Genomic DNA, 16,987 nt, shown 5'->3' with positions numbered 1-16,987 from the left:
ACAAAGGGGCGGGGCCGGAGACCGGATGGTCGGCCGGTCGCAGCGGCAGTGGGCCGGAGGCGGAGCGCGCGCCTCGTGTCGGACTGCCAACCCCTTTCAGAGCCTAATGTGACGGAATGAGCACCGTGCAGGACCAGGATCAACTCACGGGGTGGCTGCGCTTCCGGCGCCGCGTCCCCAATGGCTTCGCCATCATCTTCAGCTTGCTGGGGCTTTTCTGTGCCCTGACGGCGCTGATCGGGCCCCTTCGGCGCACTCTCCACTCGGTGATCTACTGGCTGGACACGCTCACGATCCCGGTGGCGCCGAACTTCGCCTACGCCGCGTTCCTCTTCCTCCTGGCCGCGGCGATGACCACGCGCAAACGGGTGGCCCTGTGGTTCGTGGCCGCGTACATGGTGCTGAACGGCCTCGCCGACGCGCTGTTCCTGGCCGCCGGGTACTGGGAGTTCAGTTTCTCCCTGGTGCTGTGCGTCGGGGCGCTGGTGCTGCTGCTCGTCTCGCACCGTGAGTTCTACGCGATCACCCGGCGCGGCGCGTTCCTGCGGGCCTCGCTGGTGCTCGCCGGCGGGCTCGTGGTCGCGGTGCTGATCGGCTGGGGGCTGGTGTCGCTGGCGCCCGGTTCGCTGGAGGCCGGTGGCGGCAACCGGCTGCTGTGGGCGGCCAACCGCGTCTGCGGTGGGCTGGTCGGCGGCCGGATCGTGGAGGGGCACCCGGCGCACTGGATCGGCACCCTGCTCGGGCTGCTGGGCGCGCTGGCGCTGCTCAACGCCGCCGCCGCGCTGTTCCGTTCGCAGCGGATGGAAGCCGCGCTGCACGGTGACGAGGAGGACCGCATCCGGGCGCTGCTGTCGAAGTACGGCAGCCAGGACTCGCTCGGTTACTTCGCCACCCGCCGGGACAAGGCCGTGGTCTTCTCCCCCAGCGGCAAGGCCGCCGTCACGTACCGCGTGGAGGCCGGGGTCTGTCTGGCCAGCGGTGACCCGGTCGGTGACCGGGAGGCGTGGGGTCCGGCGATCGACGCGTGGCTGGACGTCGCCGGTAAATACGGCTGGCAGCCGGCCGTCATGGGGGCGAGCGAGGACGGCGCCAAGGCGTTCGCCCGCGCCGGGCTGGGTGCACTGCAGCTCGGTGACGAGGCGATCCTCAACATCGCGGAATTCGATCTTGACGGCCGGGACATGCGGGGCACCCGCCAGGCCGTCAACCGCGTCGCGCGGACCGGGGCGACCTTCCGGGTCCGGCGGCACGCCGAGTTGACCGATGCGGAGATGGAAGAGGTCATCCACCGCGCGGACGCGTGGCGGGACACCGAGACCGAGCGTGGCTTCTCGATGGCGCTGGACCGGCTCGGCGATCGGCAGGACGGCGATTGCCTGCTGGCCGAGGCGTTCGACGGCGACGGGAAGATGATCGCGTTGCTGTCGTTCGTGCCCTGGGGCAAGGACGGCATCTCGCTGGACGTGATGCGGCGCGACCGGACTGCGCCGAACGGCGTGATGGAGTTCATGGTCGCGCAGCTGTGCGCGCAGGCCGGGGCGCTCGGGGTGCGCCGGGTCTCGTTGAACTTCGCGGTGTTCCGGTCCGCCTTCGAGGAGGGCTCCCGGATCGGTGCCGGTCCGGTGCTGAAGGGGTGGCGACGGCTGCTGCTGTTCTTCTCCCGTTGGTGGCAGCTGGAGGCGCTGTACCGGTCGAACTCGAAGTACCACCCGGAGTGGTACCCGCGGTTCCTGTGCTACGCGGACGCCGGTGCGCTCGCCCGGATCGGCATGGCGTCGGGCATCGCCGAGGGTTTCGTGGCGGTACCGAGCCTGGGCAAGCTGTGGGGCAAGGGGCACAAGAAGCGGGTGCTGGCGCCGGCGAGCACCGCGGGTCTGCCGTCGTTGGACGAGCTGGGTCTGGTGCAGGCCGAGCCGGCCACCGAGGAGGAGCAGCGGGAGCGGGAGCTGGCCGCGCTGCCCGAGCAGGTGCGGGTGCGGCACCAGAAGCTGGAGCGGCTGCGGGAGGCGGGTACCGACCCGTACCCGGTCGGGGTGCAGCGGACGCACACCCTGGGCCAGGTGAGCGAGGAGCACCGGGAGCTGGCGGCCGGGGAGCGCACCGGCAAGACCGTGACGGTCGCCGGGCGGGTGCTGCTCGTCCGCGATCACGGTGGTGTGCTGTTCGCGGTCCTGCGGGACTGGTCGGGCGATCTGCAGATCGCGTTGACCCGGGATGCGGGTGGCGAGCTGCTGGAGCGCTTCGGTGCGGACGTGGACCTCGGTGACCACGTGGAGGCCGAGGGCGAGGTCGGCACCAGCGAGCGCGGTGAGTTGACGGTGTTCGTGACGCAGTGGCGGCTGACCGCCAAGTGTCTGCGTCCGTTGCCGGACAAGCGGCGTGGTCTGTCCGACCCGGAGGCCCGGGTCCGGCAGCGGTACGTGGACCTGGTCGTCTCGCCGGGTGCGCGGGAGACGGTGCGGGCCCGTAGTACGGCGGTGCAGGCGCTGCGGCAGGGGCTGATCGACCGGGGTTACCTGGAGGTCGAGACGCCGATGCTCCAGCAGATCCACGGTGGTGCGAACGCCCGTCCGTTCCACACCCACATCAACGCCTACGACCTGGACCTGTACCTGCGGATCGCGCCGGAGCTGTATCTCAAGCGGCTCTGTGTGGGCGGTATGGAGAAGGTCTTCGAGATGGGGCGGACGTTCCGTAACGAGGGCATCTCGTACAAGCACAACCCCGAGTTCACGATGTTGGAGGCGTACCAGGCGTTCGCCGACTACGACGTGATGCTGAACCTGACCCGGGAGCTGATCCAGGGTGCGGCGGTCGCCGCGTTCGGCAGTGCGACGGCGCGGAAGGCGGACAAGAACGGGCGGCTGGTCGAGCACGACATCTCGGGCATCTGGCCGGTCAAGACCGTGTACGGGGCGATCTCCGAGGCGCTGGGCGAGGAGGTCGACGCGGACACCGACCCGGAGGCGCTGCGGCGGCTGTGCAACGCCTCGTCGGTGCCGGTGAAGCCGGAGATGGGCCGGGGCGACGTCGTGTTGGAGATGTACGAGCGGTTGGTGGAGGAGAAGACGACGCTGCCGACGTTCTACAAGGACTTCCCCACCGATGTCTCGCCGTTGACGCGTCAGCACCGGGTCGATCCGCGGCTCGCGGAGCGCTGGGACCTGGTGGCGTTCGGCACCGAGTTGGGTACGGCCTATTCGGAGCTGACCGATCCGGTCGAGCAGCGGCGGCGGCTCACCGCGCAGTCGCTGCTGGCGGCCGGTGGTGACCCGGAGGCGATGGAGCTGGACGAGGACTTCCTCCAGGCGCTGGAGTACGCGATGCCGCCGACCGGTGGTCTGGGCATCGGCGTGGACCGGCTGGTGATGTTCCTGACCGGTCTGTCGATCCGGGAGACGCTGCCGTTCCCGCTGGTGCGGAGGCGCTGACCGGCGCACCCGGCGACGAGACGACAGGACGGCCCGCCTTTCGAGGCGGGCCGTCCTGTGTTGTACGGGGGTACGGATCCAGGGGGTCAGGCGTTGGCCTGGTGGTGGAGGGGTTCGCCGCGGAGGTAGCGGGCGACGTCGGCGGCGACGATGTCCGCGGCTTTGTGGGCGACCTGTTGGCTGCCGCCGGCGATGTGGGGGGTGAGGACGACGCCGGGGGCGGTCAGCAGTCGGGAGTCGGCGGGGACGGGTTCCTCGGGGAAGACGTCGAAGCCGGCGCCGGCGAGCTGGCCGGATTCCAGGGCGTCGCAGACCGCGTCGTAGTCCAGGAGGGCGCCGCGGGCGCAGTTGACCAGGACGGAGCCTGGCGGCATCGCGGCGAGTTGGGCGCGGCCGATCATGCCGGTGGTCTCCGGGGTGACCCGGGCGTGCAGGGAGACGATGCGGGAGCGGGTGAGGAGTTCGTCGAGGGGGACCTGTTCGGCGAGGCCGGCGAGGGCTTCGGGGCTGACGTAGGGGTCGTGGACGAGGACGTGGGCGCCCATGGCGTGCAGGACCTTGGCGACGCGGCTGCCGATGGCGCCGAAGCCGATGAGGCCGATGGTGGTGCCGTCGATCTCGATGCCGCAGTTGTCGTAGTCGTAGTAGTCGCCGCGCCAGACGCCGCGGCGCAGGTCGGTGTGGGTGTCGCCGACACCGCGGGCGGCGGCCAGCAGCAGGGTGAGGGTGTGTTCGGCGGTGGCGGTGGCGTTGCGGCCGGGGGCGTTGCAGACGGCGACGCCGTGCCGGGTGGCGGCTTCGAGGTTGGCGTTGACCGGGCCGCCGCGGCTGGTGCAGAAGAGCTTGAGGTCGGGGCAGTTGGCGAGGATGCGTTCGGTGAGCGGGCCGTGTTCGGTGACGCAGATCTCGATGCCTCGGAGGGCTTGGATCATCTGGTCTTCGGTGCCGGATGCCTCGTCGACCTCGGCGACCGGGCCGAAGGGGGTGTGCGGCCAGCCGAATTGGAGCTCGCGTATCTCCAGTGGGGTGTCCCCGGCCGCCTTGCGTACGGCCGCGCTGAACAGGCCGGGGCGGATGAAGTGGTTGCCGGCGGCGAGGACGGTGGTGGTCATGCGGGGTTTCTCTCCTGGGTTGCCGGGGTGGGTGGGGTGGTCGGCGGTCAGTGCAGGGCGGGGGTCGGGGTGAGGGCGGGGGCGTTGAGGCGGAGGAGGGCGGTGCGGCCCTGTTCGAGGCGGATTTCGGTGAGTGCGCCGTTGTGGAGTTGGGGGAAGGTGCGGCGGTACTCGGCGAGGGGGATGCCGAGGAGGTGGCAGAGCAGGACCCGGATGAGGGTGGAGTGGGCGACCACGAGAATCCGGCCGTGGGGCTGGTCGCGGGCGATGTCGGCGAGGCAGGCGGCGGCGCGCTCCGCGGCGTGGCGGGGGTGTTCGCCGCCGGGGAGGTGGTGGTCGGCGGGGTCGGCGAGGAAGGCGGCGACGCCCTGCGGGAAGCGTTGCCGCATTTCGTCGCGGGTCAGGCCCTCGCCCTGGCCGAAGTCGAGTTCATAGAGGCGTTCGTCGATGTGGGGGGTGAGGCCGCAGGCGTCGGCGGCGGGGGCGGCGGTGAGGCGGGCGCGGGTCAGGGGGGAGGTCCAGATGGCGGTGAGGTCGGCGGTGGTGGCCCAGTGGGCGAGGGCGTGGGCCTGTTCGCGGCCGCGGTCGGTGAGGGGGACGTCGGAGCGGCCGGCGTAGCGGTTCTCCGCGTGCCAGACGGTCTCGCCGTGGCGGACGAGGAGGAAGTCGGTCACTGGGCGGCCCTCCTGAGGGCGTGGTCGGCGACGGTGGGGGCGAGCCAGCCGCGGCGGGTGAGTTCGTCGACGAAGCGGTGGTAGACGGGGAGGTAGCGGGCGGTGCGGTCGGGGGCGGGGCGGATCTCGGTGCCGGGGCGGACCATGGCGGTGGCGGCCTCGGTGAGGGTGGTGCCGGTGGAGGTGGCGGCGAGGACGGCCATGCCGAGGGCGCCTTCGGCGTGTTCGGGGACGTGGACGGTGCGGCCGAGGACTTCGGCGCGCAGGCGGCACCAGTAGGTGTTGCGGGCGCCGCCGCCGGTGTAGGTGAGGGGGCCGTCGGTGGCGGCGCCGAGGAGGTCGAGGTAGTCGAAGCAGAGGCGTTCGAGGCAGGCGACGCCGAGGAGGTAGGCGTGGAAGGCGGTGGCGCGGGTGGGGACGTCGCCGAGGATGAAGGGTTCGGCTTCGGGGGCGCGGAAGGGGAAGCGTTCGCCGCCGGTGGAGACCAGGGGGTAGGCGACGGCGTCGGGGTCGAGGGCGGCGGCCTGGTCGGTGAGGACGTCGAGGTTCTCGCCGTGGAAGTACTGGGAGATGACGCCGGCGCCGCTGCTGGAGGCGCCGCCGGGAAGCCAGGTGTCGCCGGGTCCGCGGTGGCAGTAGACGACGCCGGCGGGGTCGCGGATCAGGTGGTCGCTGCTGCCTTTGAGGACGAGGGTGGTGCCGAGGACGGCGTTCCAGGCGCCGGGGGCGAGGGCGCCGGCGCCGATCTGTGCCGCGCAGCCGTCGGTCATGCCGGCGACGATGGTGGTGCCGGCGGGGATGCCGGTGGCGTCGGCGGCCGAGGGGGCGACGGTGCCGAGGACGGTGCCGGGGCGGACGACGTCGGGCAGCAGGTCGGTGGGGATGTCGAGGTGGTCCATGACGGCGTGCGGCCAGCGTTCGTCGATGAGGTGGTAGCCGGTTTTGAGGGCGTGGCTGGCGTCGCTGGGGAGTTGTCGGCCGGCCAGTTTCCAGGTGATCAGGTCGACTTGGTGCAGGAGTCGGGAGCCGGTGCGGAGGGCGGGGTCGTGGTCCAGTAGCCAGCGGAGTTTGGGCAGTGCCCAGGAGGGGGGCATGGTGCGGTAGCCGAGTTCCTGCCAGACGGGTCCGCCGGCGGTGTTGACCGTTTCGGCCTGGTCGGTGGCGCGGCCGTCGTCGTACATGAGGCCGGGGGTGCGGGGGGTGCCGTGGGGGTCGGTGAGGAGGAGGGTGCCGGAGGTGGCGTCGATCGCCAGTCCCCGGATCCGGCCGGTGTCGAGTCCGGCGAGCGCTTCGCGGCAGGCGTCGGCGAGTGCGGTCCACCACTCGTGGGGGTCTTGTTCGTGGCGGTTGCCGGTGCGCCGGCTGGTGAGTGGGCGGGCCGCGGTGGCGAGGAGGGTTCCGGTGCCGTCGACGGCGAGGCAGCGGGCGCTCTGGGTGCCGAGGTCGAGGCCGAGCCAGATGTCGTCGGGGCCGGGGCCCGGGCCGGTGGGTCCGGGGGCGTGCGGGTCAGACACGGATGCCTCCTGGGGCGGGGGTCTCGGCGGGGTGGTGCGTGGGGTCGGTGCGGCGGGTGGTGGGGGTGGCGGGGTTCGGGCGCCAGGTGGTGGTGGTGCGCCAGCCGGCGTTCCGGGCGAGGCCGCGCCAGGTGAGGAAGTCCTGGTGGAGGGCGGCGTAGAACGCGGCGCGTTCCGGGTCGGGTTGCCAGCGGCGTTGCATGTGGACGTAGGTGTCGGCGGCGCGGTGCATGCTGCTGATGGCGCCGGTGCGGACCAGGCCGGTGAGGAAGGCGCCCTTGGCGCCGATCTCGGTGTCGCCGGAGCGGGCGGTGGGCACGCCGGTGGCGTCGGCGATCAGGGCGCACCAGGCGTCGCTGTTGGCGCCGCCGCCGCACAGTCGTAGTTCGGTGATGTCGGTGCGGGCGGCGGCCAGGGAGTCGCGCAGGACGAGGGAGAGTCCGTCGAAGACGGCGCGGGCCAGGTCGGCGGGGGTGTGTTCGAGGGTCAGGCCCCAGAAGGAGCCGCGGGCGCCGGGGTCGAGGAACGGGGCGCGTTCGCCGGCCGGTGACAGGTAGGGAAGGAACGTCAGTCCGCGGGCGCCGGGTTCCGAGGCGAAGGCGAGTCGGGAGAGTTCGGGCGGTCCGGGCAGGTGGAGGAGGCGGGCGGCCCAGCCGAGCACTTCGGCGCCGTTGAGGGTGGGGAAGGCGCGGAGGACGCGTTCGCGGCCGCGGTAGGCGATGTTGACGCCGGAGGGTTCGCCGGTGGTGTCGATGCCGGTGCGGACGATTTCGGTGCACAGGGTGGTGCCGAGGATGCTGCATGCCTGGCCGGGGTTGACGACGCCGACGCCGCGGGCGGTGGCGGCGATGTCGTAGGGGGCCATGACGACGGGGAGACCGGCGGGCAGGCCGAGTTGGGCGGCGGCGTCGGTGGTGAGTTCGGCGATGCGCTGGTCTTCGGCGAGGACGGTGGGCAGCAGTCGGGCGTAGGCGGTGAGGCCGAAGAGTTCGAGGATGGCGGGGTCGTAGGCGCCGGTGGTGTGGTCGAGGAAGGGTGCGGAGGCGTCGGATTCGTCGGTGGCGCGGACGCCGGTGAGGCGGAGGAAGAGCCAGCCGGCGGCGGTGAGCGAGGTGGTGGAGCGGGCGAGCCGGTCCGGGTCGTGGGCGGCGAGCCAGGCGAAGAGGGCGTTGGGCATGCCGGCGCAGGTCAGTGAGCCGTTGCGGCGGAAGGCGGCTTCGAGGAGGCCGTCGCGTTGCCAGGTGGTGAGCAGGTCGCCGGCCCGGCCGTCGGACCACAGGATGGCCGGGCCGGTGGGGCGGCCGTGGTCGTCGATCAGCCAGGCGCCGTCGCCCTGGGCGGTGAAGGAGACCAGCCGGACCGGGTCGGTCAGGTCGGTGAGGACGTCGCGGACGGTGTGGACGACGGCCTGCCAGACGGCGTCCATGTCCTGTTCGGCCCAGCCGGGGTGGGGGCGGAGCACTTCGGTGGCGACGCGGGAGACGGCGATCTCGTGGCCCTGGTCGTCGAAGACGACGGACTTGATGACGGTGGTGCCGGCGTCGATGGTGAGTACGGACATCAGCGGGTTCCTTTCACGCCGAGGCCGGCGTGGTGTGCGGCGCGGCGGCGTCATGGTCGGCCGCTGCCGGTTCCGACCCGTTCGGGAGTTTCAGGAAGAGGGTGAGGGCGCAGCTCACCGCGTACATCCCCGCGAAGATCCAGACCACCCCTTCGACGCCTAGTGGCCCGACGAAGGCCGCGACGACGGCGGGTCCGACGAAGGTGCTGGCGCCGGCGCCGAGGTTGAGGGCCGCCAGTGCCTGTCCCTTGTGCCGCGGCTCCAGAGAGGGCATCAACGCTGATATCGGTACGTATCCCGCCAGAGTAGCGCCGTAGAACGCGGCGACCAGGAGGGCGAGCGGGAAGTTCGGGCCGGCGGCGGTGGGGACGTAGTAGAGCAGGAGGGTGCTCAGGGTGCAGCCGGCGCCGCCGAACCAGGCGATGGTCCGACGCCAGCCGATGCGGTCGCCGACCACGCCGAAGAGCAGGTTGGCGAAGATGTTGGTGGCGAACATCGCGCTGAGCAGGTGCAGCCATTGGGTGAGGGTGAATCCCACCGTCTTGGTGAAGTGCACCGGCAGGATGACGAAGAAGCCGAACTGGGAGGCGGTGTTGATGACCCGGACGAGGGAGCCGGCGCCGACCCGGGGGTTGCGCCACAGGACGGTGATGCTGCCGACGAGGGTGGCCATTGGCCCCTCCCCCGCGGTCCGGGGTCGTCGGGCGCCGTGTTCGTCGCGGACCAGCAGCAGCGCGATCAGTCCGCCGGCGGCGACCAGCGCCAGGGCGGCCCAGAGGGTGGCGTAGGCGCCGATGCGCGGGATCAGGCCACTGGCGACGAGGGAGCCGAGCGTGGGCAGCCCGCCGGTGAAGGCGAACCAGAACCAGCCCATGGCGGTGCCGAGCCGGGCGCGGGGCGCCACGCCGGCGATCCAGACGAGGAAGCCGTAGGCGAAGAGCGGGTAGCCCAGGCCGCGCAGGCCGTAGCCGAGGAGCATCAGGGGGTAGCTGGTGAGGGGGAGGGCCGCGGTGAGGAAGAGCAGTTGGAAGAGGGCCCAGATGGCCAGGCCGGCCGCCATCACGCGGCGGGGGCCCCACAGGTCGGAGAGGACGCCGGAGAGCCAGGCGGCGATGCCCGCGGCGATGCCGTAGACGGTGAAGAGCAGGGCGACCCGGGATTCCGGGATGCCGCGGTCGATGAGGTACGGCGAGAGGTATCCGGACTCGACACCGTCACCGATCATGAAGAGGAGCAGCCCGAGGTAGCCCCAGGCGAGGGTGGGTGGGATGCCGAGGCGGGCCAGGAGCGCGCGGGGCGCGAGCAGCGGAGGGTTCGTCATCGAAGCTCCCCTTTTTGTGCGGCGGGACGGATGCGGGTGGGTCCGGTCCGGCGGAGGGGGGTGGCAGGGTCCGCGGGGGCCGGTGGACGACGCGGTGATGCAATCGCTCGCGTAAAAGGGGCGTCAAGGGTGGCCGGAATCTTCCCATCGGGGCGGGGATCTGCCGTGGTGCATCGGGACGGAACCGCATGCGGCGGGCACCTGTGCCGCGTGCGCCGCGTTACCTTCATGTGAACATCACGCGGCGCCTTCACGTGGGTGACCGCGGTGCGAACCGGAGGGAACGGGGCGATGGACCGGGTCGAGGCCCAGGAGGAACGGCGGCGGCGGATCCGGGAAACGGTGATCGCCCGGGGGTTCGTACGGACCTCGGAGCTGGCCGCGGAGTTCGAGATCAGCCTGATGACCGCCCACCGGGATCTGGACGCGCTCCAGGCCCAGGGCTGGCTGCGCAAGGTGCGGGGTGGGGCGACGGGGCTGCCGTCGGCGCAGTTCCACGGCACGGTCGCGGAGCGGATGGCGACGATGGCGGCGACCAAACAGCTGCTGGCGCGGGCCGCGGCGACGCTGCTGGTGCCGGGGCAGACGGTGCTGCTGGACGACAGCACCACCTGTTTGATGCTGGCGCACCAGACGCCCGAGCACGCGCCGCTGACCGTGATCACCAATTCGCTGCCGGCGATCACCACGCTCGCCCAGGAGCCGGGGATCTCGCTGATCACGCTGGGCGGGGCGTACTTCCCGGCGTACGACGCCTTCATGGGGCTGCACACCGCGGACGCGGTCCGGGCCTACCGGGCGGATGTGCTGTTCCTGTCGACCACGGCCGTCGCCAAGGGGCGCTGCTATCACACCTCGCCGGAAACGGTGCAGGTCAAGCGGGCGATGATGGAGAGCGCGGCGCGCCGGGTACTGGTCGCCGACCACACCAAGTTCAGCAAGGACGGACTGTACGCGCTGGCGCCGCTGACCGACTTCGACCTGCTGATCACCGATGACGGGCTACCGGCGGAGCAGGTGCGGGCGGTACGGGCGGCCGGCACGGAGGTGACGGTGGTACCGGCGCGCGGGGCGCGCGAGGGGTGAGGGGGGTTGGTTGGGCGGGGCAGGGCCGAGTTGGGCGGAGGCCCGTCGGGTGGAGGCCCGGCCAGGCAGAGTTGGGCGGGTTGCGGCCTGTCGGGTGGAGGCCGGGCTGAGTCGGGCGAGGCGAGGCCGAGTGGGGCCGAGCCGGGCGCGGTTGGGCGGGGCCGAGTCGGGCGCGGTTGGGCGGGGCCGAGTCGGATGGGGGCTTTCGGAATATCCGCTCAGGCCCCGCGCGTTGTGGCCCCGAGGGGGCGTTCGCTCCCCCTAGGGGATCTGTTCGCCCGTCCCCCAAGGGTTACCCCAGCCCCAGCACCCCGGCGTCGCTGGACAGTTCCCGCAGGGCCGTACGGGGGTCCTTCAGGAGTCGGCGGGCGGTGAGGTCCAGGATCCCGCAGACGGCGCTGATCTCGGCGGCGGGGGTGCCGTCGGTGCGGCGCACGGTCTGCTCGATCACGAAGGTCTTCCGCTCGCCCCAGACGAACCGGCAGCTGACCTCGACCTCGTCGCCGGCGCGGAGTTCCCGCAGGTAGCGGATGGTGGTTTCGAGGGTGACCGGGCCGATGCCGCGGGCCAGCAGCGCGCTCTGCGGGATGCCGGCGGCTTGGAGGGCGGACCAGCGGGCGTGCTCGGCGTACTGGAGGTAGACGCTCTGGTTGAGGTGGCCCTGGGTGTCGGTCTCATAGCCCCGGACCGTGATCGGCACGGCGAAGGGCGCATCCGCACCCGTCTCGGCCGGCACCTGCGTCACTTCGGTCACGATCGCTCCTGTCTCCCCGTGCGTCATGTACGTCATGTACGTCACGCATGTCACGTACGTCCCTCACATCCCGCACGTCACGCCGGACCATCGTAGGGGTGAACGCTCAGGCCGCGTCGGGCATTCCGGTGGTCGCGTCCAGCTCCGCCCAGCTGACCGTGCGGTCGCACCAGCGTGCCAGCAGCGTGCGGTCGTGGCCGACGGCGAGCAGTCCGGCACCGCTCTCCCGGCGGTAGGACTCGACGACGGCGACCAGTGCGGCGGTGGTGGAGGCGTCCAGCATCGCGGTCATCTCGTCGCAGATCAGCCAGCGGGGACGGAGCACCAGGGCGCGGGCCAGGCAGGCGCGTTGCAGCTGGCCGTCGCTGACCTCGTGCGGGCGGCGGGTGAGCAGCTCGTCACCGAGGCCGACGAGGGGCGCCAACTCCCTCAGGCGGGCGGTGACTTCGGCCTTCCGTCCGCTGGCGCGGAGCGGCTCGGCGATCACGTCGGCGAGCCGCAGGCGGGGGTCGGCGGACAGGCGGGGCTGTTGGAAGAGAACGCCGAAGGCGGTGCGCTGCTCGCGCGGCGCGCGGTGGCGCCAGCCCCGGGCGGGTGCGCCGTCCAGGACCACGGTGCCGGCGTCCGGTCGGTGCAGCAGGGCGGCGACCCGGGCCAGGGTGGACTTGCCGCAGCCGCTGGGGCCGAGCAGGCCGACCGCCTCGCCCTGGGCGATGGTCAGCGACGCGCCGCGGACGACGGGGACGCGGCGGTCGTATCCGGCGGTGATGTCACGCAGTTCGAGCACGGTCGGCCTTCCTCTCCGGCAGCCCAGGGTGGCGGTCGGTCTTGCTCTCCGGCAGCGCGGGGTGATGGCCGGTCTCCCTCTCCGGCGGCCCCGGGTAACGGTCGATCTCCCCCTCCGGCGGCGCGGGGTGGTGGCAGGCGACGCCGTCGCGGGGCGCGGGGAGGGTCGCGCAGGTCGCGGTGGCGTGGTCGCAGCGGGCGGCGAAGGCGCAGCCGGCCGGCAGGTCGCCGAGTTCGGGCGGCATCCCGGGGATGGGGGTGAAGGCGCGGTCGGGCAGGGCGTCCAGCAGGCCGCGGGCGTAGGGGTGCCGGGGGCCGGGGGTGCCGAAGAACCGCCGGGCGTCGGCGAGTTCGACGATCCGCCCGGCGTACATCACGGCGACCCGGTCCGCGATCCGCTCGGCCGCCGCCAGGTCGTGGGTGATCATCAGTAGGGCGCGGCCGGTGCCGTTCCCGGCGGGGCCGGTGCCATTCTCCGCGGGCCCGGTGCTGTTCTCGGCGGGGCCGGTGCCGTTCACGACGGGCCCGGCCGGTGCGGCGGCGAGGTGCCGGCGCAGTTCGTCGACGGTCCGGTCCACGAGGTCGCGGTCGAGGCCGGTGGTCGGTTCGTCGGCGAGCAGCAGCGGGGCGCCGCCGGCCAGGGCGAGGGCGGTGGCGGCGCGCTGGGCCAGGCCGCCGGAGAGTTGATGCGGGTGGCGGTCGAGGTGGCCGGGCGGGAAGGCGGCGCGTTCGGCGGCCCGTTCGGCGGCCGTCCGCAGTGCCGGCCCGCGCGGGGCGCCGGTCAACTCCCGTACGGTCTCCTCCAGTTGGGCGCGAACGGTGCGGACGGGGGTGAGGTGGGCGGCCGGGCTCTGCGGGATCAGCCCGATCCGGCGGCCGCGGACGGACCGGGCCAGCTCGGTCTCGGGGGCGGCGAGCAGTTCGGTCTCGCCGTGGGCGTCGGCCAGTAGTGCGGTGCCGGTGGCCTCGGCGTTGCCGGGCAGCAGGCCGAGCAGTGCCGAGGCGAGGACGGACTTGCCGCAGCCGCTCTCGCCGACGAGGACCAGGCACTCGCCGGGTGTCAGGTCGAAGGTGACGTCGGTGACCGCGGCGACGGACCGGCCGCCGGGCATCCGGAAGCGGACGGTCAGCCCGCGGACCGCGAGGAGGGGCCGGTCGGCGGTGGCGCCGCTCCCGTCGGGGGTTGCGTGGGCGGTCACAGCGTCAGCTCCGATCGGCGGCGCGGGTTGAGCCGCTCCCGCCAGGCGCCGGCCAGGCCGGCGACGGCGAGGGTGGGGACGATGAGGAACAGCCCCGGGAAGAGGGTGGGCCACCAGTCGCCGGCCAGCAGGGAGCTGCGGGCGGCGTTGGCCATGATGCCCAGGCTCGCCTCGTGGGCGGGCAGCCCGAGGCCGAGGAAGGACAGCGCGGACTCGTGCCAGATGGCGTGCGGCACCATCAGGACGGCGGCGAGTCCGGCCTGCGGCAGGACGGCCGGCAGGAGGTGACGGATCGTCACCCGCCAGCGGGAGGCGCCGCCGGTGAGTGCGGCGTCGAGGTAGGGGCGGGAGCGCAGCGAGAGCACCTCGGCGCGGACGATCCGGGCGGTGGACAGCCAGTGCGTCAGCGCCACCGAGACGATCACCGGCCAGACGCCGGGCCGGAACACGGCGACGATGAAGATGCCGAGCAGGAGGTGCGGTACGGAGGAGAAGAGGTCGACCAGGCGCATCACGGTGCGGTCGGCCCAGCCGCCGAGCGCGCCGGCCAGGGCGCCGACGGCGGTGCCGAGGACCGTGGCGGCCAGTGCGGCGACCACCCCGACCAGCAGTGAGACCCGCAGTCCGTAGACGCAGCGGAGGAGCAGGTCGCGGCCGACCTCGTCGGTGCCGAACGGGTGGGCGGCGGACGGTGGTCGGAGCTTGGCGGCGAGGTCCACGGCCTGCTCGTCCAGGGGGACCAGCAGCGGTACGAGGACGACGGCGAGGACGATGACGGCCAGGGCGCCGGCGCAGAGCCGCAGGCGCAGGGCCCGCCGCGGGGCGCCGCCGCGCCGGATTCGCGGCTTCCCGGCGGACGTGGTGGCGCTAGCCATCGAACCCCACCCTCGGATCGGCCAACCCGTAGAGCAGGTCGGACAGCAGGTTGCCGGCGAGGACGGCGGCGGTGGCGAGGGCGGTGAGGGCGGCCAGCAGGGGGAAGTCCACGCTGGTGGCGGCCTGGACGGTGGCGGCGGCGATGCCCGGCCAGCTGAAGACGGTCTCCACCAGCAGGGCGCCGGTGATGAGTTCGGGCACCCGGGAGCCGATCAGGGTCAGTACGGGCAGCAGGCCGGAGCGCAGCGCGTGCTGGAGGAGCACGGTGCGCTCCCGTAGGCCGCGGGCCCGGGCGCCGCGTACGGGGTCCTCCTCCAGGGCGTCGCTGACGCCCTGCCGGACGTACAGCACGAACCACGGGAGTTGGGAGACGGCGAGGACCAGTGCGGGCAGTGCGAGGTGGCGGGCGATCTGGTCGGCGGTGGCGATGTCGCTGCCGGTGTCGGTGAGGCCGCCGGCGGGCAGCACCCCGAGTTTGAGGGCGCCCAGCCAGACGGCGAGCAGCCCGAGCCAGTACGGCGGGGCGGCTTCCAGGACGTAGGCGGCGGAGGTGACCGCGCGGTCGAAGGCGCCGCCGCGGCGCCGGGCGGCCAGTACGCCGAGGACGGTGCCGGCGGCCACGGCGAGCGCGAAGGCCAGCGCGCACAGCAGCACCGACCAGCCGAGGCGTTCGCCGATGACCTGGGAGACCGGGGCGCGCAGGCTCGCGGAGTCGCCGAGGTCGCCGGTGAGGGCGCTGGTCAGCCAGTCCCACCAGCGGGTCAGCAGTGGCCGGTCGACGCCGAGGTTGTGCCGGAGTTGGTCGAGGTTCTCCTGGGAGGCGGTGAGCCCGGCGGTGCCGGCGTAGGCGCGCACCGGGTCGAAGGGCGAGGCGGCGGCGATCGCGAACACCCCGAGGGTGACGGCGAGCAGCACCGGCACGGCGGTCAAGGCCCGCCGTGCCGTCATCCGCGCCATCGGCCCCCAGGGCAGCGAGGTCAGCGCGGTCACTTCGTGGGCTGCCAGTCCTCAACGTTCCACCAGGGGCCGGAGGCCAGCCCGTGGTCGTGCGGTTCGATCTGGGTGGTCAGGTCCCGCCAGCGGTCGTCGATCACGTAGAGGTGGTCGACGTGGGTGAGGAAGATGTAGGCGGGGTCCTTGGCGAGTTCGCGCTGGACGGTGTCGTAGGCGGCCTTGCGGGCCTGGTGGTCGTCGGTGCGGCGGGCCGTGACGAGTTGGTCGTCGACGGTCTTGTTGGCGTACCGGGACATGTTGTTGAAGCCGTCGCCGGCGAGCGAGGAGTGCAGCAGCAGGTACTGGTCGAAGTCGGGGTCGGCGGGGCTGCCGCCGCCGGCGAGGACCGCGTCCCGCTTCATGTTGGGCTCGATGGCCTCCCAGGTGCCGGACTCGACCTTGGCTTCGATGCCGGCCTTCTTGGCGTCCGAGGCGAAGGCCAGTGCGTGTTCCTGGCGGAGCTTGTCGCCGGAGAGGTACCAGAGGGTGAAGGAGGCGCGCCGGCCGTCCTTGGTGCGGACGCCGTCGGGGCCCTGCTTCCAGCCGGCCTGGTCGAGGAGGTGCTGGGCCTTGGCGAGGTCGTGCGGGCGCTCGGTGCCCTTGGCGAACCAGGGGCTGTCGGTCGGCACCGGTCCGTAGGCGGGTTTGCCGGCGCCGCTGAGGATGCCCTTGACCATGGCCTGGCGGTCGACGGCGAGGTCCAGTGCCTGTCGTACGGCCCGGTCGCCGGTGACCGGGTTGGCGCTGGGCAGGGTGACGTTGCGGTAGTCGAAGGTGCGGGCGGCGACGGTCTTGCGGCCCTTGTCGGTCTTGAAGGTGGCGGCGAGTTCGGGCGGCAGGATGGCGCCGTCGAGGTCGCCGGAGCGCAGGCGGGTGGCGCGGATGTCGTCGTCCTTGATGACGGCCATGGTGAGGTGCTCGACCTTCGGTGCGCCGCCCCAGTAGTGGGGGTTGGCGGTGAAGGTGAGCTTCTCGCCCTTGGACCACTTGGTGAGGACGTACGGGCCGGTGCCTACGGGGTGGGTGGTGAACGACCCGGTGTTGACGTCCTGTTTGCCCGCTAGGTGTGCGGGGGCGATGGGCAGGACGGTGCGCTCGGCGAACGGCGCGTAGGGGTACTTCAGGTGGAAGACGACGGTCCGGTCGTCCTTCTTCTCGACCGTGTCGAGGGCGTCCAGCTCGGCCTTGGAGGCGTTGTTGGTCTTCTCGTCGAGGATGGTCGCGTAGGTGAAGACCACGTCGTCGGCGGTGAAGGGTTTGCCGTCGCTGAACTTCACGCCCGGGCGGAGGGTGAAGGTGTAGGTCTTCCCGCCGTCGGTGACCTTGGGCAGGGCGGCGGCCAGTGCGGGCTTCAGGCGCATGTCGGCGTCGTGGGTGAGCAGCCCGTCGAAGATCTTGGAGTTGCCGTCCTTGCCGTAGCCCAGCAGGGGGCTGAGCGTCTCCGGCTCGTAGGCGATCCCGACGACCGCGGTGTCGGTGGGCTTTCCGCTGCCCCGGCCCTCGTTCGGCGCGGCGCAGGCCGCCGCGGTGAGCGCCATCGTGGCTGCCAGCGCGGTGGCGGCCACGCGCCGTATGGACCGGGACGTCATGCCCGCACCCCTTTTGAAGATCGACTGCTGTTGCGAACCACTCGCATTTATGCGGTTGCCATTAAACAGTACGTAAAGGGATGGTCATGAA

13 protein-coding genes are annotated in these 16,987 nt (G+C 72.6%); 2 read left to right on the top strand and 11 right to left on the bottom strand.

The window, feature by feature from the left end; translation table 11 throughout:
• Positions 1-116: 116 nt before the first annotated feature.
• Positions 117-3,431, top strand: a complete 3,315-nt coding sequence (gene lysX / locus ACFVT2_RS05035) for a bifunctional lysylphosphatidylglycerol synthetase/lysine--tRNA ligase LysX (protein ID WP_390012346.1) — start codon at positions 117-119, stop codon at positions 3,429-3,431.
• A gap of 86 nt (positions 3,432-3,517) precedes the next feature.
• Here the strand turns inward: lysX and ACFVT2_RS05030 are convergent, their stop codons facing one another.
• From ACFVT2_RS05030 to ACFVT2_RS05010, 5 genes are read right to left on the bottom strand one after another with little or no spacing between them, the layout of a single operon-like run.
• The gene (locus ACFVT2_RS05030) at positions 3,518-4,543 is read right to left on the bottom strand and encodes a 2-hydroxyacid dehydrogenase (protein WP_390012344.1); all 1,026 of its coding nucleotides are present in this window, start codon (positions 4,541-4,543) and stop codon (positions 3,518-3,520) included.
• Between the two features lie 47 nt (positions 4,544-4,590).
• Positions 4,591-5,217, bottom strand: coding sequence for a histidine phosphatase family protein (locus tag ACFVT2_RS05025; protein WP_390012342.1), 627 nt, complete (start codon positions 5,215-5,217; stop codon positions 4,591-4,593).
• Positions 5,214-6,731, bottom strand: coding sequence for an FGGY-family carbohydrate kinase (locus ACFVT2_RS05020; RefSeq protein ID WP_390012340.1), 1,518 nt, complete (start codon positions 6,729-6,731; stop codon positions 5,214-5,216). Before ACFVT2_RS05020 ends, ACFVT2_RS05025 begins: the two co-directional genes overlap by 4 nt.
• Positions 6,724-8,292, bottom strand: a complete 1,569-nt coding sequence (locus ACFVT2_RS05015; protein ID WP_390012338.1) for an FGGY family carbohydrate kinase — start codon at positions 8,290-8,292, stop codon at positions 6,724-6,726. Before ACFVT2_RS05015 ends, ACFVT2_RS05020 begins: the two co-directional genes overlap by 8 nt.
• Before the next feature lie 13 nt (positions 8,293-8,305).
• Positions 8,306-9,613 carry an MFS transporter gene (locus tag ACFVT2_RS05010; RefSeq protein ID WP_390012336.1) on the bottom strand — a complete coding sequence of 436 codons (1,308 nt, stop codon included), beginning with the start codon at positions 9,611-9,613 and terminating at the stop codon, positions 8,306-8,308.
• Positions 9,614-9,904: 291 nt separating this feature from the next.
• Between ACFVT2_RS05010 and ACFVT2_RS05005 the strand changes: the two genes are divergently transcribed.
• The gene (locus ACFVT2_RS05005) at positions 9,905-10,699 is read left to right on the top strand and encodes a DeoR/GlpR family DNA-binding transcription regulator (RefSeq protein WP_390012334.1); all 795 of its coding nucleotides are present in this window, start codon (positions 9,905-9,907) and stop codon (positions 10,697-10,699) included.
• Positions 10,700-10,991: 292 nt separating this feature from the next.
• Here the strand turns inward: ACFVT2_RS05005 and ACFVT2_RS05000 are convergent, their stop codons facing one another.
• From ACFVT2_RS05000 to ACFVT2_RS04975, 6 genes are all read right to left on the bottom strand, one after another.
• Complete coding sequence (locus ACFVT2_RS05000; RefSeq protein WP_390012332.1) at positions 10,992-11,453, bottom strand: acyl-CoA thioesterase; 462 nt, start codon at positions 11,451-11,453, stop codon at positions 10,992-10,994.
• A 106-nt stretch (positions 11,454-11,559) separates the two neighbouring features.
• Complete coding sequence (locus ACFVT2_RS04995; RefSeq protein WP_390012330.1) at positions 11,560-12,240, bottom strand: ABC transporter ATP-binding protein; 681 nt, start codon at positions 12,238-12,240, stop codon at positions 11,560-11,562.
• Positions 12,224-13,351, bottom strand: a complete 1,128-nt coding sequence (locus tag ACFVT2_RS04990; RefSeq protein ID WP_390012717.1) for an oligopeptide/dipeptide ABC transporter ATP-binding protein — start codon at positions 13,349-13,351, stop codon at positions 12,224-12,226. The genes ACFVT2_RS04995 and ACFVT2_RS04990 overlap by 17 nt, the downstream gene beginning before the upstream one ends.
• A gap of 83 nt (positions 13,352-13,434) precedes the next feature.
• A complete protein-coding gene (locus tag ACFVT2_RS04985; protein ID WP_390012328.1) occupies positions 13,435-14,313 on the bottom strand; it encodes an ABC transporter permease in 879 nt (292 codons plus the stop codon).
• Positions 14,306-15,262 (bottom strand): ABC transporter permease, encoded by a 957-nt coding sequence (locus ACFVT2_RS04980; protein ID WP_390012715.1) that lies wholly within the window; start codon positions 15,260-15,262, stop codon positions 14,306-14,308. Before ACFVT2_RS04980 ends, ACFVT2_RS04985 begins: the two co-directional genes overlap by 8 nt.
• A gap of 38 nt (positions 15,263-15,300) precedes the next feature.
• Positions 15,301-16,896, bottom strand: coding sequence for an ABC transporter substrate-binding protein (locus ACFVT2_RS04975; RefSeq protein ID WP_390012326.1), 1,596 nt, complete (start codon positions 16,894-16,896; stop codon positions 15,301-15,303).
• Between the last annotated feature and the right edge of the window lie 91 nt (positions 16,897-16,987).

Origin of the sequence: Streptomyces sp. NPDC058000 (genome assembly GCF_042886435.1) — a bacterium.
Lineage (GTDB): Bacteria > Actinomycetota > Actinomycetes > Streptomycetales > Streptomycetaceae > Streptomyces.
The sequence above is the reverse complement of the archived record's forward strand: the minus strand, read 5'-3'. Positions and strand labels throughout refer to the sequence as shown.

Coding starts and splice junctions, on each gene's coding strand:
- ACFVT2_RS05010 (WP_390012336.1), bottom strand. CDS start 9,613: ATGACGAACCCTCCGCTGCTCGCGCCCCGCGCGCTCCTGGCCCGCCTC.
- ACFVT2_RS04980 (WP_390012715.1), bottom strand. CDS start 15,262: ATGACGGCACGGCGGGCCTTGACCGCCGTGCCGGTGCTGCTCGCCGTC.
- ACFVT2_RS04990 (WP_390012717.1), bottom strand. CDS start 13,351: ATGCCCGGCGGCCGGTCCGTCGCCGCGGTCACCGACGTCACCTTCGAC.
- lysX (WP_390012346.1), top strand. CDS start 117: ATGAGCACCGTGCAGGACCAGGATCAACTCACGGGGTGGCTGCGCTTC.
- ACFVT2_RS05030 (WP_390012344.1), bottom strand. CDS start 4,543: ATGACCACCACCGTCCTCGCCGCCGGCAACCACTTCATCCGCCCCGGC.
- ACFVT2_RS05005 (WP_390012334.1), top strand. CDS start 9,905: ATGGACCGGGTCGAGGCCCAGGAGGAACGGCGGCGGCGGATCCGGGAA.
- ACFVT2_RS04975 (WP_390012326.1), bottom strand. CDS start 16,896: ATGACGTCCCGGTCCATACGGCGCGTGGCCGCCACCGCGCTGGCAGCC.
- ACFVT2_RS04985 (WP_390012328.1), bottom strand. CDS start 14,313: ATGGCTAGCGCCACCACGTCCGCCGGGAAGCCGCGAATCCGGCGCGGC.
- ACFVT2_RS05015 (WP_390012338.1), bottom strand. CDS start 8,292: ATGTCCGTACTCACCATCGACGCCGGCACCACCGTCATCAAGTCCGTC.